This window comes from Spirosoma oryzicola (genome assembly GCF_021233055.1).
Taxonomy (GTDB): Bacteria; Bacteroidota; Bacteroidia; order Cytophagales; family Spirosomataceae; genus Spirosoma; species Spirosoma oryzicola.
In genome coordinates, this window is record NZ_CP089538.1 from 838,004 (window position 1) to 861,919 (window position 23,916).

Here is a 23,916-nt window from a genome sequence, read left to right on the forward strand (position 1 = left end):
CAAAAAGGCTTCGTCAGGGAAGCCTTTTTAGTTTACCGTTTCCTAAGCGATCGATTCATTAAAAGAGGATCATTTCTTATTTTGGCACAAGTGAAATCGACAATCCATCATTTGACTTTACGTTCAACCATGAGAAAGTTATCTTTACTGGTACTGCTTTGTTTTTGCTTTCTGATGTCGGCGTTTCGGAGCGACCGGATTAGTGTTGACCGAACGGATGATCTCGCGACCATTTACATTTATCGGAGTGGACAATTTTATGGATCTGCTCTGAATTATAGTATCTACGTCAACGGTGAGAAGATCTGTAAGCTGAGCAACAACAAATACATTGAGTACAAGGCGAAGCCGGGCAAATTAGCCATAACGGCGCAACGGGGCGGTATCGAAGTGTTCAAGCGTGAAACGGAACTCGAACTCGATGCGGATGCCGGTAAAAAATACTACGTTAAGGGCGATATCAAATCAAGTATTACCCGGACACGACTGGAAATGTCGGAAGTGACCGAAAATACGGCCAAGCGGGATATGAAAGACATGACCGTTGATAACTGCCAGGAATCGCTTAACAAGCAATAGCACACTTCTTTATTGAACTATAAAAAAAGACCCGCTAGAATCCAGCGGGTCTTTTTTTTATAATGAAGGTAGTAATGGTTATTAGTACTTATTTAGAATAGAATCCGGCAAAAACTTCACGTCCAGGCCCGTCGCTTTCATCAAATTATTGCGGTTATTCTGGCCGTCAACATAGGCTGGGTTCACCACCATCGACCGGTTGTAATAGTAGGAAGCCAGTTGTAATTTCTGCGCGTTGTTCTGCGCAATACCTTCGCCCTGATAGATCACCCCCAGGTTGTTGTAAGCGGGTGCATAAGCGTTAGCCGCCCGAATCGTTTGCTTGTAGTAATACTTGGCCGAATCGACGTTAGGCGTGATTTTTTGAAACACGTAAGCCATCGAAAAATACGCTTCGCCGAAGTTTGGGTAAATCCGAGTCGATTGTTGCAGGTGATCGAGTGCCCAGCGACCGTGGACGTTGGCGTGTGCAATGTTGGAGTCAATCAACGTCTGAGCTTTTTTGATTTGCTCGGGCGATGGCTTGGGCTTGATCGCGTTTGTCACGTTGGCAATAGAATCCGCTTTATTACGGTCTTTAAGCCCTTTCTCGATCCACTCGTTGGCTACGTGCCGCTGTACCTGACAACTGTTGGGCGCATAGGGGAGAGCGGAGTTAAACAGCACGAAGTTATTTTCCCAATCCCGGTTACGTTCTACAGTCTTAAACGAGTACAATCCCGCTACGACGGCCATAATGCCAAGAACAGGCGCATAACGGGCGAAAACGGGTTTTGCAGGTTGTTCCTCGGTGCTAGTGGCCGATTCTTTTACCAGCAGTTTCTGCAAGGCCCAGATCAGGACAAAGCCAAAGCCCATCACCGCTGCGTAGGCAAAACGTTCGGCAAAAATGCCGCCCCGCAGCCAGATGAAGCCCAGACCCGGTGTCATGGTCACGAAGAACCAGAACAGACCAAAACCCCACAGCGTCCGTTTCACGAAGCCTTTCCAGGTTAACCAGATCAGACCAACAAACGTGAAGAACCCTGCCCAGGTCATCCAATCGCCTTTGCTACCCGATGGAATAACGTTGTACGAATAATCGTATACCAGCGGATGCGGCAAAACCAGCAGACGGATGTAATAAAGCAAAAACTTAAACGTGGTCGATTTCTGCGATTTCTCGATAGCATACGGATAGTTCGCCCAATCGACGGGGGGCGTACCGCTCAGCGTGCCGATCATTTTCTGTTTCTGGTAGAAAAACAAAGCGGCTACGATCAGGAACGGCCACAAGCTAATCAGTGATTGCCAGACATTCCGGCGTGCGAACCAATACTGCATGGCTGGAATCAAGCCAAGACTGACAATAGACGATTCTTTGGATAGGAAGGCGAGGTACAAAGACGCACAGGCGCCAACAATCCAGCCGCTCTGCTTGGTTTCCAGATAACGCCAGTAGGAAAGTAGCATGAGTGAGATAAACAGGAAGCTCAAAATCTCGTCACGTCCTTTGATATTAGCGACGATTTCCGTGTGAATTGGATGGGCAATGAATACCAACCCGATCAGAAAAGCGATAATCGTTTGTCCTGGTAACCACTTTTGCAGTAACGCTCCGATCACAAGACCGGTAAGGGCGTATAATCCGGCGTTGATGACGTGGCTAATGTTCGGATCGTCTTTGAAGTATTCCTGTTCAATCGCAAACGTAATCAGCGATAGAGGCCGGTAGTAACCAAGAGAGATATTACTGAAATGCCAGAATTCGGTTCGCATCAGGTCCGGAATACCAGACAGCCCTTTTTTAACGAACAGGTTCTGGCTTACCGCTGCAATATCATCGAGTGCATACTGATGACCAAACGTATTTGCGTAAAGCACAAAGCCAAGCAACGCCAATACCGCCAGCGGCCACCAAACGACCGGGCGTGTAGCCAATGGTATATCAGACGTTGACGCTGATTGCCCAGCCGTCGGTCGGACGGTGGGACGTACCGGCGTTTCGGTTGTGCGACCTGGTATAGGACGACTATTGGTAGGAGTCAGAGCCGGTTTGGGAGTAGTCGGACGATTAGGGCGGTCCTGACCGGGCCGTTCTGAGCCGGGTCCGGCAGGTTGTTTTTTTTTAGCCATGACAGCAGATAACTCGTCTATTTATGGGCAAATTTGTAATTACTTAGCTAGTTAATAGGCTAAGTAGGTTCAAGTTACTTTTTCTCAGTGGTAAAGTTCCGTAAGAATGTCAGTAAAATCAATCAGCGTGCATCATCAACTTAAAAGTATTCTTATTGGGTTAAGTTTAATTACTTGCCTCAATGGCTGTTTACCGAGTGCAGCGCCTAAATCGACGGGCCGTGGATCAACCGAACCCACGCGCGATGATAACCTGGCGCTCGGTAATCCGAGCGGAGCGTCAGTCAGCGATCCGAATAATTATCTGCTCGTTAAATCGGCTTATGTGCTATCCTACAGCCGCAGCCGGGGAATTGCGAACTGGGTTAGCTGGCACCTGAGTTCGGCCTGGAAAGGAGGCAGCCCACGTACCAACGACTTTAAGCCTGATCCTGCTATTCCAACCGGCTGGTACGCAGCTCGCACGTCGGATTACACAAACACGGGATTTGACCGGGGACACCTATGTCCTTCCGACGACCGCGACAGTTCGCCCGACGACAATGCCGCTACATTTCTCCTATCTAACATCGTGCCACAAGCACCCCGACATAATCGCGAAGTCTGGAAAAATCTGGAGGAGTACGAACGGCAATTAACGACAACGGGTAACGAGGTTTACGTAATTGCCGGAACCTACGGAGCCGGAGGGACCGGGCAAAACGGGTATGCTGCCAAACTGGCGAATGACAAGCTAACCGTTCCTGCAACGCTCTGGAAAGTCATCGTAGTACTGCCGACGGGCTCGAATGATGCCGAACGGGTTTCAACCGATACGCGCATTATCGCAGTTAACATTCCGAATAATCAAACGGCTGCCGACAAACCCTGGCGGGCCTACCTGACTAGCGTTGATGCACTGGAGGATCTGACGGGTTACGACTTCCTGTCAAATGTTCCCGCATCGATTCAACGAATTATCGAAGCTCGTATTGATAGCGGGAACAGCTAACACCTGGGAAAACGAACAGAAACAAAAAAGCGGACAAAGGTCCGCTTTTTTGTTTAAACGACGGCTACAGCAACAGGAACCGTTGCTGGGATACGCTTGGTTCGTCGTTGCAGCAGCGCAATAGCTTCGTGGTCTCCGTCAAAAGCGCCATCGACATTAACCATGTGATGAGCCAGTACGTCATAGCGTTTGCGCATCAGCAAAAAGAAGATTTGCAGGAAGTCCAGACCGTCAAAAATGATCGCTTGGTTCTGGGCGTACTTATCAATCGTTTTTTGGAAAAAGGAAGGGTGTTCTGTCCAGTGCAAAGCGGGGCGGATGTGATGGCTGATGTGATAGCCATCGTTCCAGCATTTTTTGTTGTACTTCACGTTGATGCAGGTGATGCTGTTTTTATACGCATTACCAGGATCGTCGAAATCCACAAACGCGTGCTGAGTCCAGTTGCCCATCATGGCAATTAACCGGTAGATAACCAGCGGTAGGATAAACACCAGTACCGTTGCGGGCCAGTTTATAAAACACAGCGCTATGCAGACGATGGCAAATGCGATCTCGCCCCGCATCGCGCGTGTAGCTAGCTTCGTCCGGTTTTTCCGGCGGAGGTAGTTGAGCAGGTTATGAACGCCTAACACAAAAAAGCGCCCGAAGTAGCTTAAGAAACTACGAAAGCTATCACGCTGAAATTCCATCGTGCTGCTGTCGTCGTCTTCAAGATTGTTTTCGGGATGGTGCATCCCAATGTGATGGCTATAGTACGTTTCAGGTGTATGGCCGAAAAACGGAGCCAGTACCCACGGTAAGTAATTGTTGAGCGACGCGTATTCGGGCTTAAAGAAAGGACGATGGCTTGTGCAGTGGAGCATAAGTCCGAACGGGCCTTTAAAGACGAAATTGCTAATGTAAAAATGAATGGCGGCAACGGTCCACCACAACCAGCCAGTTACGAATGGCATAAATAACAAAACCGCCAGAGGGATCAGGGTAAAACTTATGCGAAGCGTAAGGTACACAAAGGGTAGGTCGCGCTCGTCTTTGATGTAGCCGAGAAAAAACTGGTCAACCCGGTTGTACGGGCGGCTTGTAAAGGTGGGGTCGTGAATGGTGCCAAGCACTTTCATAGACGGTACGGTGGTTAAAGGGTTAAGTAAAAAATTAGGCAGTCTCGATTGTGCTATAGATGACAATAGAGACTGCCCAAACTATTGTTATAACGGAAAAATACAAACTAAATTGAGTAATCCGTTATTTGATTCACTATTAATTCAGTAGACAAGGCAATTAGTCGAAAGAAAAGAACATACTGAGATGATTATCAGTACTATATGTTTCTTTTTTCAATCATTTGCCTATATTATTTTTTTTCGACGGCGTGGCCACCAAACTCATTCCGCAGAGCCGCTACTACTTTTCCTGTGAAGGTATCTTCCTGCAACGACCGGTAGCGCATGATGAGTGAAAGCGCGATAACTGGAGTTGGAACGCCCAAGTCAAGTGCGGTTTCGAGCGTCCACTTGCCTTCACCCGATGAAAACATCTTTCCTTTGATCGCGTCGAGTTTCGCGTCTTTCTTAAACGCGTTTTCGGTTAGCTCCATCAGCCAGCCGCGAATCACCGATCCGTGACTCCACATGCGGGCAACGGCTTCAAAATCGAACGGAAACTGGCTTTTTTCAAGTACTTCAAATCCTTCGGCAATGGATTGCATCATACCGTATTCAATGCCATTGTGCACCATTTTTGTGAAGTGACCGCTACCTGCCGGACCCGTGTAGAGATAGCCGTTTTCAACCGATACATCACTGAATACACCGTGCAGTGGTTCAATCACATCCGGATCGCCACCAACCATTGTGCAGGCACCGTTTAAAGCGCCACTAATGCCACCGCTGGTTCCGCAATCCAGGAAGCCGATACCTTTTTCTTTCAGATAAGCATATCGGCGCAACGAATCTTGGTAGTGTGAATTGCCGCCGTCAATGACCACATCACCGGGCTGCATTACGGCCAGCAATTGTTCGATCACGTTATCAACGAGCGGACCGGCTGGAATCATCAGCCACAAAACGCGTTTCTCGGGTAAGGCATCGTACAGTTCCTGCAACGTATTAGCTCCCTGAGCACCTTCTGTTTTAATATCTTCTACCAGCGCTGCGTTAATGTCATAGCCAACAACCGTATGGCCGTGACGAACTAGGTTACCAACGAGGTTGAACCCCATTTTACCTAAGCCAATAAATCCAATGTGCATAATGGTCAACGATTAAAGTGGTCAAATTGGCGATTTCCCAAAAATCGCGCTCAACGAATAAAAATTAAAAACGGTTTGGGTACAGCCTGGCCCAAATGAGGGCGGCTATGACTCCCAGAATTGTTCCGCCAAAATCAGCGGCCAGATCGTCCCAGTCAGCACTACGGTTGATGGGCAACACATACTGAAGAACCTCGATCAGCGCACCAAATAGCAATCCGGCTACTATGACGGTGCCCACTCGGAAACCAGCTTCTTTCCAGAGAAAACTAAACAAGGCAAATATGGCAACGTGCTGTAGCTTATCGTTCCAGATTGTCAGTGTATCCGGTAGTTCCTCGTGCGGTGTTAAACAGCCTATCAGCATGACAATCGACCAGCCAACAGCCAGCCAGCGGGCTACGGCTACGTAATTCAGTTTGCTGAGGTCAATTCTAAGCATTTGTTTTCAGGCGATTCACTGTTAATAACAAAAAAAAGGCCATTAAGCTTATCAAATAAACGACATTCCGCGAATCTATTAGCCCACGGCCTAGGGAGCGGTATTGCTCATCCAAAGCAAAATACGACAAGTAGTACGATAAACTACCCACTATCGACAAACCGGCCAGGGCACTCAAACCGCTGTAGAGCAAGAAACAGAAGAAGACACCCAGCACAAAAGCGACAACTTGGTTATCATTGAGCGATGACGCCCAGAGGCCAATGGCCACAAATACGCCCGCCAGCAGTAAAAGCCCTAGGTAAGAGCCGAATACCCCCGCCGAATCGATATTGCCGACCGGGGAGCCAAGCTGGTATAAAGAAACATAGTACAGAACGGTTGGCAACAGAGTCAGGATAACCAACGACCAGCTTGCCAGAAATTTTCCGCCTACTACACCCCAGCGGCTGACAGGCTTTGTCAATAACCATTCCAGCGTACCCGAGCGCACTTCGTCGGCGATGGAGCGCATGGTAATGGCTGGTACAAGAAACAGCATGACATAGGGAGTCAGGTTAAAGAAAGTCCCCATGTCGGCATAGCCGTTTTCGAGCAGACTCGTATCCGGAAAGACCCATAGCATCAGGCCAATGGCCGTCAGGAACGCGGCCATCACGATGTACGCAATGGGAGAGGAGAAAAACTGATTGACTTCTTTGCGAAAAATGGCCAGCACGGATGGTTGATCAGGTAAGCGTGGTCAGCTAATAGAACTCTATTTAGTCAAACGGATTGGCTTTGTTCTGGCGTATAATGGCGGCTATAACTAATGACAGCAGCAGGCCAATGATCAACGTGCCGAACACGCCCGCAATGAATGTAAAGCCTGGTGACTGAAACTTCTGCGATATTTCAAGCGCCTGATCGATCTGTTCGTCAGACAAGCCCTGATCCTCCAGTTTGTCCCGGGTTTGTTCAAATATCCGCTGCTGAATCGTCGGATCGATCACAACATTGTAAAAAGTAATAAATGCCGACGAAAGTAGTCCGGCTATGGCCGACAGTAAAGCACCCAGGCCAACGCCTTCACCAAAGGTCATGTAGCCGCCTGTACTCATCTTGTATTCGCGCATGCCAAGTACCAGAAAAGCAATCATGGCAACAAGGGTCAGGATATTGAACAGGCCATTCGTGCTTTGATCGGTTACGTACATAACCAACGTAATCAGGATCAATGTCAGGCCCAGAAAAAGGCCCCACTTCAAGGCAATGCGGGTGGAGGTTGGTTGTTCGTTCATAATTAGCGTAAAACATTATAATCCTGCTTTCGGAAAATAAGCGAAATAATCAGGACGGGCAGCACAGCCAGCGCCGTTTTCTTCGTCAGCTCGTCGGGTAATAATACGCCCGGTGTCATATTGCTTACTTTCGCCCACTGGTCCTTGAACGTCTGCGGGCCGAACTGATCGACGAGTTGTTTCTTTCCTTCGAGCAACAACTTCTTCGAATTAATGACGTATTCAGCAAATACGTCCGGATTGATCTGGGTGACGAAAAAGTAAATCAGCCAGCCCGTTACCAATGCCGCAAAGGTGTTCAGTACATAGCAGATGGTGATCCCTTCCCACAAATGCAGCATCCCGTGACCAATGTGTTTTCGGTAGTACCAGACGGATGCAATCATCATAATGATGTGAATCCCAAAATCAAGCACCCGGATATTACCCAGGGGCGGTACACCCAGCGCATACAGCGCGAGGAAGTAAAAAAAGCACAAAACCCCCGTTGCGATCCCGCTAAAGAACGGGATTTTCAACAACGGATGATTGAAGTAAGCAATGAAGTCTTTCATGCACAATGGTTAAATTGTCCCTGATGCACAGTCCCGATCACTCGTCCGGTAAGCGTTTGACCTAAGAAGGGCGAATTCTTTGATTTGGAAGCGGTTCTAGAATAAGTCCAGGTTCCTGTCGGATCGAAAAGCGTCAGGCTGGCGGGTTGACCTTCGGCAATCGTTACAGCCGGTAAACGCAAAATTTGGCGAGGCCGATGGGTTAGTTTGTCAATCAGTTGCGTCAGCGATAGGTTACGGTTGTGGGTGATGGCGGCAGCAAATACGGTTTCGAGGCCGATGATGCCAAATTCAGCCTGGTCAAATTCCAGATTTTTGCTTTCGGCATCCTGTGGGCTGTGGTCGGATACAATAGCATCAATCGTGCCATCGGCCAGTCCCGCCCAGAGCGCAGCTACATCGTCGGCTGAGCGGAATGGCGGATTAACTTTCAGGTTGGTGTCAAAACCGGCTAGTGCCGAGTCGTCAAATACCAGCTGATGCGCGGCAACATCACAACTGATCGGTAGCCCTTGTGCCTTAGCCTGCCGGATTAACCCGACCGACCGCGCCGACGAAATGGTGGAGAAGTGAAGCACGGGTAGGGCGGAGGTCTCAGTCTGCCGGTCGGTAACGCCCAGTACGTAATCCAGCAATCGCAAGTCCCGCTCGATCATCAACTCTTCGGCCAGCGCCGGAAGCCCCTTCAGACCAAGCAGCGTACTCTGAATGCCTTCGTGCATTTGCCCAAAAAGCGTGAGTAACGTTTCTTCGGGACGGTTCATGAGCAAGCCGTTGACGGGTTGCAGGTACTGCAATGTTTTTAGCAACAAATCCGGATTCTGGAGTGGGTGGTGACCGTCCGTGAACGCGATGGCTCCGGCATGGTGCAGGTCCAGCATTTCGGTAAAGTCCTCGCCAGCGGCTTTCTTGGTGATAGCCGCTGTAACATGCACACTCACGGGCTGCCCTTCGGCCATGCGTCGGACGTAGCCAAGCGTGCCTTTGCTATCGATGACGGGTTGCGTATTGGGCAACAGCACAATATCCGTGAAGCCACCGGCTGCGGCTGTCTGACACACGCTCGTAATGTCTTCTTTGTGTTCAAAGCCGGGGTCCTGAGCCAGTACGCGCATATCGACCCAGCCGGGCGAAACGTGCAGATTGTCCGCTTCTATGACGCGAACGCCCTCCTCGACGGGCAGGTCAGCGCCAATTTGCCGAACTAGGCCGTTGACAAGTAGTAAATCACACAGCTGACCGTCGAACGACGACGCTGAATCAACAACACGAACAGAACGGAGTATCAGTTGCATAACCTTCATCTCCTCTGCCGTTTAGCAAAAAGGAGGACATGGGGTAAGTGAGTTTAAAAAAAAGGCTCCACAGGCGGTAAGCCGGTCGGAGCCTTCTCAAGTTTTGTCGAAAAGTGAATCAGGCACCAACTAACTCCTGATAGGCATCAGCGTTCAGTAAGCCGTCGTTCTGACCAGCATCAGCGGGCTTGAGCCGGATGATCCAGCCTTCGCCGTAGGGATCGCTATTGAGCAGTTCAGGTGATTTTTCAATGGCTGAGTTCAACTCCAGCACTTCACCTTCAATGGGTAAAAACAGATCGGATACGGTTTTGACCGCTTCAACCGAACCGAAAACGTCACCCTGGGCGAGCGTTTGTCCAACGGTCGTAACGTCTACGTATACGATGTCACCTAGTTCATGCTGCGCGAAATCCGTGATGCCGATCACGGCGGTGCCGTCAGCTTCGATGCGAATCCACTCGTGATCCTGGGTATAACTCAGTTCTGCGGGAAAATTCATTGCGGGGTGATTGATTTATACGCACAAAATACGGTAGACTAGGCCGGATTTGCAAGCGTGAACCCCGCTCGTCCGTCTGCTTACTTTGTAACCGACGCTTGGTTTGGCGAAAAACTGGCCGGAGCAAGTCGGTCACGTTCCTGCCGTTCGATCATCCATTGCGGGTACGGTTTGGGTGTCGCGCTTACTTCGTCCAACCGGTCGAGTTGTTCCATAGTCAGACTAAGTTCTGCCGCTTTGATATTGTCGGTCAGTTGATCCGTATTTTTGGCCCCGATGATCACACTCGTTACGCCCGGTTTAGCCAGCACCCACGCCAGCGCAATACGGGCAACGGATACGCCGTGCTCTTCGCCGATGCGTTGCATAACGTCGATAATCTCGTACGCTTTTTCCTGGTTAACCGGTGGAAAGTCGAAGTTAAGCCGACGGGAGCCATCTTCCGGTTTGTTGTCGCGGATGTATTTGCCGGATAAAAAACCACCCGCCAATGGACTCCACGGCAGAATAGCCATCTGCTGGTCCTGCACCATCGGAACGAGTTCGTTTTCGAGGTCGCGTCCCGCGATGGAATAATAATTCTGCGTTGATACAAATTTACCCCACCCGTGTTTTTCGGCGATACCGTTTGCTTTCATGACCTGCCAGGCCGCCAGATTGGAGCAGCCGATGTAGCGAACTTTACCGCTTCGGACCACATCTTCCAGACCACGCATGGTCTCCTCCAGCGGTGTCGAGGGGTCAAAACCATGAATCTGGTACAGATCGACGTGCTCCATCTGCAACCGTTTTAGACTGTCGTCGAGTTGCTGCATGATTTGCAGGCGGCCCAATCCAACTTGATTTTTACCCTCACCCATCCGTCCGCGCACTTTCGTGGCAATGACCAGATCATTACGGGCAATGCCCAATCGTTTTATGGACTCACCCAGCAGCGTCTCGGATTGCCCGAACGAATAAACGTTGGCTGTATCAATGAAATTAACGCCTTGATCAATAGCTGATTTTATTAGTTCATTGACGCTGTCCTGCTGAAGCTGACCAATCGCTTGCCAGTAGCCTTCACCACCGAAGGTCATTGTACCCAAACAGATTTCGGAAACCAGTACTCCTGTGTTTCCTAGAAAATTGTAGTTCATGGTTGATTGAGTTAACGTACCTAAAGTCAACCCGCGAAGAACCTGTATTGTTGATTTGATTCGGCAAGCGGCCAAAAAAATAGCCGACCCGAAAATGGGTCGGCTAATCGAAAAGGTAAGGGAATTTCGTAAAAGCTCGCGTTACTCAGCCAGATTAAACTTGACCTGAACACCGCCCGCCGTGGTTGCCCGACGGAACGAGTTGGAGACTAGTGGATCGTTGAATGTCCGGTCGAAATAAAAATTGAGGTTCAACCGGCGATTTACGATGTAGCTAACCTGCGGACGAAGCTGAAAGTTTACGTTACCGGCGGTAATAATCTGCTCGGCGTCGAGTTTTCGCTGAATCGAGCGGGTGTCCCGGAAGGTCATGTTACAGGAGAACGTCAAGTCATTTTTCAGGCGTTTGTATGCACCGTTGATCCGGAAGGGAACCCGGAAGTTCTGTTTGGTAAAACCAATCGAAGCTGTCAGATCCTTATTGCTTAACTCAGCTACCTGCGCGTTCGACAAGCTCAGGGCTATATCGCGGCTTTGGTTGTACTCAAGGCGACCACTCACGCGACTCTTCGTCTGGAACTGAACGCCAAACATCGGGGCAAATTTCTCCGACATCGTGATGGTGCTCATCGCTACGACGGGTACGTATTGATTGAGTTGGTTGACGATAGAAGCCGGAGAAAAATTCTGGACGGCCAGGTTGACATAAGCGGCTCCGTAATCCAGGTTGGAGATAAAGTTGCCAACGCTGTAGTTGGAGGTGTAGCTATGCGTGAGCGTAAACGCACTGAATCGTTTCCGAATGAAATCGAGTCCCGACAGGCCGTTGTAATCGACCCGCCAGTTGGGCAGCGGGAAGCTGTAGAATGGCGATAACTGCGCTTTTTCTTTTGGCTGACCGCTGTAGGCCGCAAAGAAAGCCGGAATCAACACGTCCTGCGACGTTCGGGTGTACTGGCCAACTCCTTCCTTGTTGAGTGCCGTCAATCGATTAACGAAATACTCGCGGTATTCTTCAAATCGATCAAAGATAGGCGAGGTGTTGTCTTTTCGCAGGCCAATAAACGCCGTTCGGAATGACCAGAACGACATACTAAACTGTCCATTCCGAACCGGCGATTGCGTTTCGAACGGACCGCCCTGCGTAGCTGGCCGGTAATACTCCTGGTACACATCAGAACGGGTCAATCGCCATTCCACCTGCATCCGGAAATCCTTGAAGGGTTCCAGTGTGGTGCGGGCGCTGAAGTTTTTGGCGATGCTTTGCTGGAAGGCGGTATTCTGCACGGTACTCGGCGACAACCAGCCTTTCTGGGCGGCTTTGTAGGCAATGTTGTAATCCTGCTGACCGAGCACAAATCCTAGTCCTGGTGCATTTTCCTTGCTTAAACCAAAGAACCGGGGCGTTGGCAAAAAGCCCGGCAGAATTGTCGATTCCTGAATAGTGTACGAAAAGTTGATGCCCCGAACCGTGAGCAAAGCCCGCGTAAAATTCTTCAGCACTTTGCTTTCGCTCCGGTCGATTTCTTCAATATCACCGGGGTTCCGGGCAAAGTTCTTGCGAATGGGCGAGGGGGTGTTCGCGAAACGCAGGTAGCGAATTTTGTTGTACAGCCGGATCAAATCAACGCGTCCCGTAACGCCCTGCTCGCGGTCGTTGCGTAGAATATTGCCGAACGGTACGCCCGATGAATCGGCAACGCCGAACGAATTGGCCTGAAACTGGTAGCCTACTTTATACAGAGCATCGGCTGCCATCCAGTCGAGCAGGGGAATTTTGTCGAGTGGTAAGCGGTACGTTGCCCGAATCTCCTGCACGAAGTTTTTGATACGACCCAAATGCTTGATGCTGTTGATAATCGAGTCGCGCTTGGCCTGCGTATTGATGTCACCCGCCGGTTCGTCAATGATGGCGTTGGCTTGTGCCTTATAGGTCAATACCAGACTTCGCGTTAGGTTCCAGGTCAGATCGTAGTATCGGTTAAACAGGAAGTACTTCTCAAATTGAGGGGATATTCCGTTCGTGGTCAGGTCCGAGGAGCGTAATTGCGTTTTGATAAAGCTCCGGTCTACATCGGTCCGAATCGACACCAGCGTTGGCAGCGGAGTTATATTAAAATCCTTGAGCCAGCGCAGATAAGGGGCTTCAAACGACGCCTTGTTACGGAACGGTTCAAAGGTTTTAGGCTGACCGCTGTAGGTGTAAGCGATGCCTCCCCGCGTCTGCTGTTGCAGGTACTCCTGCGTCAGAATGTTCGTTCGCTTCATGTCATTGTAAGCGTACGTAAACGACAGGTTCTCGAAATCGTAAAAGTGCGTTTTCGCGTTGGCATTCGTCTTCACTTTCCGGACGTTGGAGAAATTATAACCCCGTCGGGTGGTGTTGTCCTGCACGAGTTGGCGATAGCTGTTCCGCTCGGCTCCTTCCGCTTTTGTCGAGAGTGAGGTTTCTAAAGGCGTATCAGGGTCAAGTGGGTCAAAATGCGGATCGACGTTCCGGTGGTCGTAGTTGACGTACAGCGGAATGCGGAAGCCCCAGTTTTGCGGTAAAAACTTGTCCAGTGCAATCGCCGACGAAACGCCAAATTCAGACGTTGTTTCGCGGGCTCGATCACCAATGCGCGTCTGTACACCACCGAAACCAAACGTCGTGATGCGACCGGAAGCGGTTACCGTCGCCAGGTCTGCCAGTTTCATGTTTACGAAACCGATAGCCGCCATACCCGCATGTTGGTCATAGCCGTAAGCGCGTAGTTCATCGACCCAGATAGTAAAGGTTTTTGACCGTTCGCCATCACCTACCAGCTTCGGATTACGCATCCCGATCATCACCGATTGCACCGAGCTAAGGTCCGGGTTACCAACGACAGTAAGCTTGTAGCGACCATCTGCCGACATTTCCGTAAACGCCAGCGCCGTCTGACGTGTGTACTCCCGATTCCGGTTGGCTTTTAAATTGATCAACTCCGAAATCGCCAGATCCAGATTGTTGGCTTCGGGCCAGACCCGCAACCGCAACCCTTCGTCATTGGGGTCACCCGTGATGTTGGGTGGAGTATGCACCAGATTTGGAATTTCGATTTCGTAATAGTTATCCGTATAGTCCGTACCCAACCGAATGAATGCCGACACCTGACCGGATTCTTTATCGGGGTTGTGCATGTGGACAAACATCTTGATGCGCTCCCGGAACAACAAATCCATGTTCACGTTGCGGAACGCCCCCCGCGAATCGCCGTCGCGCAGGTTTGTTACGCTCATCCGCATCGACTGTTCGTTCAGCTCAACCGTGCTAACCTGCGTGTAGTCGCGGTCGCGAACGTAGCCCGGCGGAACGGTATAGATGTACTTTTCGCCACCCTGCTGCGACACCTGCTGACTGCTGTTTTCTTCAATGTTGACCGTCGAAACCGTAAACTGAGCGTCGTAAGGCTCCGGCACTTCCTGCAATCCCCGTTGGTTCAGGTCACCCGTGTATTTACGGTACTGGTTGGCCTCCATCTGCAATTCGGCGAAACGCATGACGACGGGTTGTTCGAAATCCGTAAGGTACATCCGGATAAAGCGCATGGATTTGAATCCGTTGATACCCCCTACTTTACGCGTTGGCTCCCGGACCGGAATGCGGAACTGGTACCAGGTCACGACTCCGCCCGGCGCCCCCTCGGAGGGAACCGTCACTTTGTCAATGATGTACTTGTTCTGTCCAACTTCAAGCTTGCCCGGACGAAGGTCTAGTTCGTATTCGTAATATGCTTCGTTATCGTTGATGGTATTGTCGAGGTTAAGATCCTCAATGTCGGGTAAGGTTGTCGAAGCGGGGGTCAGAAACTGGTTTGTGGTCGTGTTTTCGGGCGAATTATTTTCCATGCCCATGTAGTTTTTGTACCGCGCCACGATGTATCGTTGCTGGTCGGCTTCTTCACCGAGGTAGAATCTAAAATCGTCACCAGCGGGGTCCTGTTGAATAGCCGACAGCGCAGCGGTGTTCGTAACTCGACCCTGAATGGTATTCAAATAGCTCTGAAACTGGGTTCGTTCGGCTGCGTTACCCAAACCATCCAGGCCAATGTCCTGCCGTTCGCGTCCGCCACTCTGAAACGCATTGGTGACAAACTGCTGGCTCGGCGCGCGGCCCCAGGGAGTTTGCTCCGTTCCAGGATTACGTGAACTGATCGTCGAATCGATTGGGAAGCCGTTCTCGAACTCATAACGACTATCTTTTATGACGTCCTCCGAAATATCACCAATGTTGAAGATCAGCTTACCACCGGTTGTGTTGTTGGTGTTCGTCACGTTCGGGTCGTTGCTGCCGCGCACTATACCAGCCTGCCCGGTCACAAACGGGTCCATGAGCCAGAAGGTCAGGTTCTCGATGTTTGCGTTGTCGAAGTCAATGTCCGAAGCAATAGCCCGTGTAACTGCTCCGAAGTTTTGCCGAGCATTAGGTAACTGACCGTTAGGATTAAGGTTCGGATTGTAGTTATACATACCCCGTTCTGCCGGGAAGTACGACACGTCCAGAATGCTTTCGGGCAACTGCACCGGGCGGACCGACCGGCCAGGAAACAAGTCTTGCGGCAGGAAATAACGCTCGTAAACGTTTTTCTTGACCTCGTCGGGGTCAACATTGGACACGACACCCTGCGACCCCGGTGTATACAGCGTTGGGTCCACCGAGTATACCGACATGTGCGCCCGGTTGTAAGCCGATTCAAGCGGGTTCTGGAAGCTTCCCTGCGGAAACTGCTGCGGTGTTGCTCCCAGTCGCCAGCGGGTGGGCTGGCGGGTCAGGTCAAAGATTGTTCGGGCCGCTTCGAAGTCGTCCAGGTAGCTTTCGTTACGGGCGCGGGGGTTGGTGCCGGGCAGCAGCTGAGCCACTTCACCGCTAACCTGAACGGTTGACAGTTCTTTGGTTTGCACCATCGGTAGCTTGTCGAGCAGTCGGGTCAGACCGGGTACATCTTTGCGGATGTTGGCGTTTAAACCAAGAATCGTGTTGTTGATCGGTTCGTTGCCGAGGGCCACGCGAGTCAGGTAACCAGCGGGCGTTTCCTTCATGTGCATAGCCGTTAACCCGATACTGACATCGCGGTTGATGGCGTAATCCAAATGGGTACCGACCAGGGTCCGAATCTGGTTCTGGAACAGGTCGGGTTGTTCGTAGCCAATCCGAATTTCGCGACCAGAGTTACTAACGCTTTCGTTGATAATACGCAGTCTGCCGGTCTGCGGCTCAAATACGTAGTCGGCTCCGGGCGACAGGGGCACCCCACCGGCTGTTACTGTAACCGATTGCTCATTGACCCCGTACGGCAACTGCACTTCCGCGCCGTTACCCGATTGGAAAGCGCCCTTCAGGAAAAACTTGTTTTTACTCGCTATTTGCTGTGCATCCGCTAAGGTCGTTCGGTAAAGCTCGTTGAAAACGTATTTCGCCCGAAGTGCTTCTTCATCCGCTCCGAATTGTCGTTCGAGGTAGGAGCCGAAGGGTTCCAGCACCGGGAATATGATTTTCCCGTATCGGCTATCGACGGTAATATTCTCGACGTAATCAAAGTTACCGTCGGGCTGGGCGTCGAGCTGCTGGTTAAGCCGGTCCATACCAAACAACTGTACCAGCGGACGGTTCTGCGTCAGGCGACCCTCTTGCAGGTTCGGGTTATCGATACCCGTGAGGTCATCCTTGTAAATAACCCGTAGTTGAAACCCCTGACGGGCAATCTGGGCAGAGTTGATCGAGTAAATGTTTTTCATCATCAGATTCCACATCGGCAACTGAAGGTTGTTGCGAATGGTCGATGATTTCAGCAGTTTCAGGACCAATACCTCGTCGTCTTTGCGTGACTGGTAATCTTCGGTCAATTCACCGACTTTGTAGCGACGGCCCTGGTAGGTATATTCGTAGGCAACAGCCAGAATTTCGTCGTTACGCAAGGGCGTCACCAGCGAGATGTAGCCTAACTCCGGCTGAAGTTTGTACTCCCGGTCAGTCAGGCGCTTCGACGCCCGCAATAGATCGTAATCGGTTCCTTTGGCCAGACCAAACGAGTTGGTCAACTGGTCGGAAGTCTGGTCGACCTGTCGGAAGGGCGCATTCGCGTTGACGGTCAGTTTCGAAAACAAGCCGTTAGCTGAGTTGTCTGCCGGGGTCCGGCCATTACGCGAGAACGGCTGAACGTTGGCATTGGTCTGATTGTACGGATTGCCTTCGCCTAAATCCTGAAAACCAACCACGTTGCGAAGCGATTCGGTAGTGTTCGTCCGGTTCGTTACGTAAACTTCAATCCGCGTGACGTTTACACCCGATGTGACCTGGGGCAATGACCGCAACGATTGCTCGTAGATATTCCGGAAAAACTGCGACAGGAAGAAGTGCCGGTTTTCGTCGTATTGATCAGCCCGGATCTCAAAGGGTCGGTTCGAGGTTCCCCCCCGTAACACAATCTCCGTCTTCCGCGACCGCTGCTGTGACAGCACGACCGTAGCGTTCAGTTTCCCGAAGCGTAGTTGCGATTTCACCCCAAACAGGTTCTGTACACCCGGAATCAACTGACTGTTGACCGCCCAGCTGATATTGCCGACTTCAAGACCCTGGATAATGCTTTCGTTCTGGGGGGTAAAGCCGGGAAGTGTACCGTTGGCTCCCGGCACGCCCGGTAAGCTGGGCGTGTTCGGTAAGTTGGGCAGGTTTGGCAAACCCTGGCCCGTACCAAACGCGGGTAAGCCGCCACCCGGTTTGTAGTTGACCTTAAGCGCGTTTTCAAAGTTAAAGCTGGCTTTCGTGTCGAAATTGGCCAACACGCCTAGCTTTTCCCCAATCTTTCCGTTGAAATTGATACTAATCTGCTCATTGAACAGAAAGTTACCGTTGCGACGCTGCCGTACCGGAAGAACTGGGTTGTCGATAAACTGATACAGGTAGCCAAAGTCGAGCGTGACAAAGCCGTTGGGCTTGAAATCGACGTTGCTGCCGCCAAACAAACGATCAATAACGGGCGGTAACTCTAATTTGGGTATCAGCCCGCGCCCAGTTACGGCACTTTGTCCTTCACTGCGGGCGCTAAACTCCCGTAAGACATTTTGACCTACCCGCTGATTCTGAAGCTGGTTGTAGGTATCGTAAGGAACCGTCTCGGACGGCCGGTAGGGCATGCCGTACTGCGAGGGGGGCAACGCTAAGCCCGGAACCGGAATACCGGGTGAGATTGTCCCCGGTGGGGTTGTGCTAGGAACGGCTGCATCGGGAAACACGGCCGTGGAGCTGCCTGGTGTAGCAATGTTTGTTCGGCCTTGGACGTTGTTTGGCGTCGGTGCACCCGACAGTGAAACTCCCGTGCGGACCCGTTCCGAAATGTCGACGCGACCTGTGGGGTCGAGGTGGAAATCGGTTGAAACACCCTTCGGATCACGCAGAATAAACGGTGACCGTGACGGACGCTCCGAAAAACGCGTAGCCCGTCGGTCGGGCCAGTTGACCGTTGGTCGCCGGTTGGCGCTGCGCACCGCCCGGATACTATCGTTGCGGTCTTTGACGGCTTGCTTAATGGAATCCGCCCGTATAACAGCCCGTCGCCGGACTTCGGCGCGCGCCGAGTCCTGAGCTGCCTGCTGCCGACGCCCTGCGGCTCCGCGCCGGGTGGGGGTAGTCGGTTGATTTTGCGCCGTAGCCAGGCCTGCACTCAGTACAAGCCATAGTAGGGGTATAAGCGTTCCGGTTCGTACAAACACGATCCTCCCCGTAAAAGAGAGGTAAGCGTTACTTATGTATTTGTGAACAAGGTAAGGGTTCACCATCGGCAATACTTTCAAGTTCGGGAGTGGTAGTGCGTACAAGCGCCTTACCTTAAACGGCCAAAATTAAACCAATCGTCTAATCGAACGATAGATTTTTTAAACGGTGCCCAAACAAACATTTATGCGTTGTTGTTTAGTCGCGGCCAACGGTAAAAATACACGAATTTCAGTGGATTTTAATGTATGCACTTCCCAAACTTTAACGATAAGTTTACAAACGGACTTAAAGAAGTAGAAATAAAGTGCGGGGGTAAACTAGGATTTTGTCAATCAAAAGAGTCTGATACAACTAAGAGAAGTTAGCCCGAAGCAATAAAGTATAGTTGATAAAGCAGTATTTCTTAAGCAGTAAGCCCCGGTGAAAAAGTTAGCGTACAGGAGGGTAACGATCAGTATTGAGAAAGAGTCAACCCTGATTGATTAACCAAGGTTGACTGGAGAAAAATACGAATGGATCAACGCAGTGCCCGACGAATTACATCTTCGACGCTTAGTGCAGGGTCCGCTTTGAGGGCATCGTCCACACTTTTCTCAGCGGTCGGTTTAGGGAAGCCAAGGGCAACGAGTGCGGCCAATGCTTCTTCCCGAACCGGGTTTGTGGCTGGCTGCTGACGGTAGGTTGGACCATCGGGAACGACACCGGCCTTTTTCATTTTATCGCGCAGTTCCAGAATGATGCGTTGCGCCGTTTTAGCACCAATCCCTTTAATGGCCTGTACCGCCCGAACATTTTCGCCCAGAATTGCCAGACGAAGATCGGCGGGCTGCATGGCCGAGAGCATCCCAAGCGCTGTGTTAGGACCCACCCCCGAAACGCCAATCAAATCCAGAAACAAGGCTTTCTCATCGGCTACCGCGAACCCGTACAAGATCTGAGCATCTTCGCGAAACAGGTGATGAATAAACAGTTTGATGCGTTCGCCACCACCGGGCAATGTTGAGTACGTTTGAAGAGATATATGGACTGCGTATCCGACACCGTGTACGTCAATAATCACGTACGTTGGTTCTTTGTAGGACAGCACTCCGTCTAAGTAAGCGATCATTCAGCGGTTAAAAGACGTGTAATCGAAGCAGTTAGAATAAAGTAAAGATACGAAAAAAGTGCGACTTTTCGTGTGGTCAATGGGTAATTCAACCCGTTACTTACCGGGCTTGGCCGGGTCGATTTTGTTGAGCAAACCGGTCATCATTTCTTTGAAATAGTCGCCGTTGTACGGACCAAACCAGTTCATGTCGCGGACTTCGTACGCTTGCCGGTTGTAATAACGGTCAGGCGTAATATAACCGATATAACCACCGTCGAAGCTGGTAACCATTAGGTTAAACCCTTTTTGATCCGCTACCGGGTTCAGCTCCGCAGCCAGTTCGCTCGAAAAGTCACAGGGGGTGCCCAATAGTACCGTTTGTCCGATACGCAACGCTTTCAGATCAGAGGGATAATCGCCGTAGAGCGCATAAAACAACCACGGACGAACGCGCCAGTTGCCGAATACGCGCGGATGCGGTTCCCGCAAACCAAGCGGTAAAGTAAGAATAGCTAGCGTGCTATCTGAGCGAGGCTGAATCGTCGGGACGGTGCGCTCGATACGAACGGCCAGATCACCAGCGTAGTTGCGGATTTCCTGAAAGTCAGTTTTTCCGCGTGGTTCGGGAGCGGTACTGCCAACGGCACCCGCCAGAAACATGGCGAAGTTTGCCGACTTTTTCTCCAATCGATCCACCAGCGAACCGGGGTAATCGCGGCTGAGGTAAGCGCTGTTGTCGCCATCAAAAAGCGTGGGATGACCGGCAAAGGTGCAGAGAAGGGCTGACTCGCCGGTGGTTTTTTTTAATTCCAGTAATCGAATTTTACCATCGAGCGGACCGGTGGGGCCGGAGGAGCTAAGCCGGTTCGAAATAAGGTCAGTCGCGTCGGATTCGCCAAAGCCAACCTGCACCGGAGCCATGTTGGCCTGCGCGTTGCGAATAGCGGTCAGAACGCTTTCGGTAATGCGATTGACTATTTTTTTGTCGTAGCCACCCGCGATCAACTGACCGACCACACGAGGAGCCCAGCCACCCATGCTGTTATGCGAATGAATGGCGCCCATGTACACGTTCTCCCACCGTAGACCGACTTCGGGCAGGCGTTTCTTGAGTGCTTCCGTAACCGTCGGTGGTGTGATGACCAGATCGAGTCCAACCACGGCAACTTTGGTATTCCCATTGTCGAGCAGGATCGCCCGGACAAAAATAGAATCAGCAATTGTTTTCCAGTGCTTTCCCAGTCGTTCGCCGTAGCCGCCCGTGGGGGTCGTGTAGGAAGGAGTCATGTTTACCTTGGCCCATCCCGCCCGTAAAGGTTGTCCGGTTGTCAGCGGAGCCGGTAACTGCGCTAACCGTTGCTTGGTTTGCGCATAATATGGCATCTCACGGTACGGCGTATCATCGACAGGAGCCAGACTGATGGCCAAAAAGCAACCAATAAAAATCAAAAGTCCTGCTAGGACTTTAAGGATAATACGGACGAATTTCATACCGGCATGGCCGCCGACGCTGGCGAATTTGGGCGCAAGCAACAAAAAAAGACCCGGATGGGAAAGGAAAACGAAAAAGGCACCGGAGAAAATCTCCAATGCCTTTCTTCACTATACCGGTTTCCCGGCCTCCCTATATTCGACCGTTCACGGGGTTAGCCCAGGAACGGTTTTACGATGGCTAGCACCTGATCACTCGTCAGGGGTTCATCGAATGCTTGACGAATGGCATCGTCCGACTTGCCCGTCAAGGTTTTCAGGTTAATTCCAGCTTGGGTAAACGAGGTCTGTGTCGTATCGGAGACCCACCCCTTCAGGCCTTGCATCCGGCGAATTTCTGACGCGTGCCGCGCTTCGACGGAGTGAATTTGCAGCGCTATCTGTAGAATATCTTTGTCGTTGATAAGTCTACCTGCCTGGCCTTTGTACGCCTGAACGCCCGTATCTTCGAAGGCGCGAGCAGTGGTTAGAAAGGAGGTTGTGTAATTGGTAAAAGTACCCGTCGGAAATTTAAACGTTGGTTTTGCCACAGCAGCCGCACCGAGAGCTGTTTTCAGTAGATTGACGTGCGCCGTTTCGTGCTTGCTAATCTGGCTGATAACGGTTCGATCCGTCGATGGAATAAGACCCGATGCCGCAAGACCCGCCTTATAAAATTCATCTTCGAGGTATTCGAGTGTCAGCGCGAAATTAGCCACCTCGATAGCCGCTTGCGAAGGCGTGGTTGTACCCTGGGCAAACGCTTGGTTGAACGAAGTCGCTACGAGCGTTGGAACAGCCGCAGCGGCCAGGTTCGTGCCGAATTTGATCAGGTTGCGACGCGAGTAAAAGCTGTACCGCTCGTTCGCTTCCGGATCAAGCTGCTCAATATCAGTAATTAATTTGAAAAAATTCATGACGTTGGGGTGGGGTTTAAGCCGTTGGAAGATTAGAACCGCTCAGTGGCGTTTGCACAAATTTCTGCGCTGTTGGCAGTATGTCAGCGGGCTTGGTGGCTGGGTCGAGACCCGTCGTGGGAGCAACAACATCATCACCCGCGAAGTCGGCTGATCTTGGGTTAATCAGATCCCGGATAGCCGCAGCATGCCGGGCTTCTACCGATACGATCTTACCAGCCAGCAGCAGGTAGTTCGCATCTTTGATGAGTCGGCCCGCACCATTGTAAGCCGCTACGCCCAAATCTTCAAACGCTTTCGCCGTACCCAACACACTTGTCCGATCGCTGAAGTTGATGCCCGTAAAGTTGGGCGTTAAGTCGGCAATTCGGTTGGCGGCTGGGATGGCCGCTTTGAAAAACTCGCGGTGAATGATTTCGTGATCGCGAATGTCGGTCAGAAGCGTTTTTTCCGCGTCGCTCATGTTCGTGTACGGCGTGGCAATCACTTGTGTATAAAATGCGGCTTCCAGTTGTTCCAACGCGTACGCATAATTGAGAATACCTACGTCGCCCGTGCCCAGATCAACGGTTGAGGGTACGGTGGTTGGGTTTTCTTCATCTTTGCAGGAAGCTAATATCGCTCCTCCGGCTACCGCAGCTCCCGCATACCGCAGAAACAACCGGCGTCCTACCATCACTGGCTCTAACTGACCCGGCAGCATGGATAGGCCCGAATCTTTCTGTTCTTGATTCATGTTGGAAAACGTTATGTGTGTCGAAAAGACCGTCGTTTTTCAGACGATGTACTACACTTACGGCGACCGCTTACACTTGGATTCATTGACAAGCAGAAAGAAGAGTTTGATAGTCTGAATGAGTAGTTGTCTTACACGAAAGAGGACGTGGCTAATAGACAGTCGATGAAAAGCTGTAGTAAAACCTACATCCTGGGAAAAACAAAGGGTCATTCGGGCTGTTTGGACTGAATAGCAACGCTAAACAACATGATTCGATCCTACCTGAATGCATTTCAAATAGGTATAGTAGCGGGCATGCGTGCCTTGTCGGCTCCGGCGATGGTTAGTCATAAACTGGCTCAGATGCAGCCAGATCCGCTGCCTGATTCAAAACTTCATAGCCTGGCATCACCAAAGACGGCAACTGTACTAAAAGTGATGGCTGTTGGCGAACTGATTGGCGACAAACTACCCAATACGCCAAACCGAACTGAGCCGTCATCCGTAGTCGGGCGAATGGCTTCGGGTGCTTTATCGGGGGCAGCCCTCAGCGAAGTTGACGGAAGAGACGCTCGCTATGGAGCAGCGGTGGGTGCTGCGGGCGCGATTGTCGGCACGTTTGCATTCTTCCATCTTCGGCGCTGGCTCACGCACGAACAAGGTCTGCCTGATCCGGTGGTTGCGTTGGCCGAGGATGTTATTGCCGTTGGAACGGCGTGGCGACTAATTCACCAGTCTAAACCGGCTGATGTTGCCGCTTAACCTACCCGCACAAACAGGCAGAACAGAAAAGGCGCGTCGGAGATGCGCCTTTTCTGTTTGAAATCTAGTCATCGTA

The 23,916-nt window shown here is 51.1% G+C and carries 18 protein-coding genes; 3 read left to right on the plus strand and 15 right to left on the minus strand.

Annotated features, from left to right (window positions below; translation table 11 throughout):
- The first annotated feature begins 129 nt into the window (after positions 1–129).
- Positions 130–579 (plus strand): DUF2846 domain-containing protein, encoded by a 450-nt coding sequence (locus tag LQ777_RS03515; protein ID WP_232561140.1) that lies wholly within the window; start codon positions 130–132, stop codon positions 577–579.
- Positions 580–660: 81 nt separating this feature from the next.
- Here LQ777_RS03515 and LQ777_RS03520 read toward each other — a convergent pair whose 3' ends face one another.
- Complete coding sequence (locus LQ777_RS03520) at positions 661–2,694, minus strand: tetratricopeptide repeat protein (protein ID WP_232561141.1); 2,034 nt, start codon at positions 2,692–2,694, stop codon at positions 661–663.
- A 106-nt stretch (positions 2,695–2,800) separates the two neighbouring features.
- On the opposite strand from LQ777_RS03520, the gene LQ777_RS03525 reads away from it, so the two are divergent.
- Positions 2,801–3,685 carry a DNA/RNA non-specific endonuclease gene (locus tag LQ777_RS03525; protein ID WP_232561142.1) on the plus strand — a complete coding sequence of 295 codons (885 nt, stop codon included), beginning with the start codon at positions 2,801–2,803 and terminating at the stop codon, positions 3,683–3,685.
- A 53-nt stretch (positions 3,686–3,738) separates the two neighbouring features.
- On the opposite strand, the gene LQ777_RS03530 is transcribed toward LQ777_RS03525, so the two are convergent.
- The 14 genes from LQ777_RS03530 to LQ777_RS03595 form a co-directional block, all read right to left on the minus strand.
- On the minus strand, positions 3,739–4,806 hold the full coding sequence (locus LQ777_RS03530) for a fatty acid desaturase family protein (protein WP_232561143.1): 1,068 nt from the start codon (positions 4,804–4,806) through the stop codon (positions 3,739–3,741).
- A gap of 233 nt (positions 4,807–5,039) precedes the next feature.
- Positions 5,040–5,936, minus strand: coding sequence for a phosphogluconate dehydrogenase (NAD(+)-dependent, decarboxylating) (gene gnd, locus LQ777_RS03535; protein ID WP_232561144.1), 897 nt, complete (start codon positions 5,934–5,936; stop codon positions 5,040–5,042).
- A gap of 64 nt (positions 5,937–6,000) precedes the next feature.
- Entirely contained in the window at positions 6,001–6,378 is a 378-nt protein-coding gene (locus LQ777_RS03540) for a VanZ family protein (protein WP_232561145.1), read from the minus strand.
- On the minus strand, positions 6,371–7,096 hold the full coding sequence (gene gldF / locus LQ777_RS03545) for a gliding motility-associated ABC transporter permease subunit GldF (RefSeq protein WP_232561146.1): 726 nt from the start codon (positions 7,094–7,096) through the stop codon (positions 6,371–6,373). Before gldF ends, LQ777_RS03540 begins: the two co-directional genes overlap by 8 nt.
- A gap of 43 nt (positions 7,097–7,139) precedes the next feature.
- Entirely contained in the window at positions 7,140–7,658 is a 519-nt protein-coding gene (locus LQ777_RS03550) for a DUF4199 domain-containing protein (protein ID WP_232561147.1), read from the minus strand.
- Positions 7,659–7,660: 2 nt separating this feature from the next.
- The gene (locus LQ777_RS03555) at positions 7,661–8,212 is read right to left on the minus strand and encodes a DUF4199 domain-containing protein (RefSeq protein ID WP_232561148.1); all 552 of its coding nucleotides are present in this window, start codon (positions 8,210–8,212) and stop codon (positions 7,661–7,663) included.
- On the minus strand, positions 8,209–9,507 hold the full coding sequence (locus tag LQ777_RS03560; protein ID WP_232562789.1) for a dihydroorotase: 1,299 nt from the start codon (positions 9,505–9,507) through the stop codon (positions 8,209–8,211). The genes LQ777_RS03555 and LQ777_RS03560 overlap by 4 nt, the downstream gene beginning before the upstream one ends.
- 118 nt (positions 9,508–9,625) lie before the next feature.
- Entirely contained in the window at positions 9,626–10,009 is a 384-nt protein-coding gene (gene gcvH / locus LQ777_RS03565) for a glycine cleavage system protein GcvH (protein WP_232561149.1), read from the minus strand.
- A gap of 80 nt (positions 10,010–10,089) precedes the next feature.
- Positions 10,090–11,148 carry an aldo/keto reductase gene (locus tag LQ777_RS03570; protein ID WP_232561150.1) on the minus strand — a complete coding sequence of 353 codons (1,059 nt, stop codon included), beginning with the start codon at positions 11,146–11,148 and terminating at the stop codon, positions 10,090–10,092.
- Positions 11,149–11,289: 141 nt separating this feature from the next.
- Positions 11,290–18,945 carry a T9SS outer membrane translocon Sov/SprA gene (gene sov / locus LQ777_RS03575; RefSeq protein ID WP_232561151.1) on the minus strand — a complete coding sequence of 2,552 codons (7,656 nt, stop codon included), beginning with the start codon at positions 18,943–18,945 and terminating at the stop codon, positions 11,290–11,292.
- Between the two features lie 455 nt (positions 18,946–19,400).
- Positions 19,401–19,991: a Holliday junction branch migration protein RuvA gene (gene ruvA / locus LQ777_RS03580; RefSeq protein ID WP_232561152.1), complete on the minus strand. Its 591-nt coding sequence runs from the start codon at positions 19,989–19,991 to the stop codon at positions 19,401–19,403.
- A gap of 96 nt (positions 19,992–20,087) precedes the next feature.
- Positions 20,088–21,464 (minus strand): neutral/alkaline non-lysosomal ceramidase N-terminal domain-containing protein, encoded by a 1,377-nt coding sequence (locus LQ777_RS03585; RefSeq protein WP_232562790.1) that lies wholly within the window; start codon positions 21,462–21,464, stop codon positions 20,088–20,090.
- Between the two features lie 155 nt (positions 21,465–21,619).
- Positions 21,620–22,360: a ferritin-like domain-containing protein gene (locus LQ777_RS03590; protein WP_232561153.1), complete on the minus strand. Its 741-nt coding sequence runs from the start codon at positions 22,358–22,360 to the stop codon at positions 21,620–21,622.
- Between the two features lie 16 nt (positions 22,361–22,376).
- Entirely contained in the window at positions 22,377–23,096 is a 720-nt protein-coding gene (locus tag LQ777_RS03595) for a ferritin-like domain-containing protein (RefSeq protein ID WP_232561154.1), read from the minus strand.
- Positions 23,097–23,345: 249 nt separating this feature from the next.
- Here LQ777_RS03595 and LQ777_RS03600 point away from each other — a divergent pair, with 249 nt between their 5' ends.
- Positions 23,346–23,840, plus strand: coding sequence for a DUF4126 family protein (locus LQ777_RS03600; protein WP_232561155.1), 495 nt, complete (start codon positions 23,346–23,348; stop codon positions 23,838–23,840).
- The last annotated feature ends 76 nt before the right edge of the window (positions 23,841–23,916 follow it).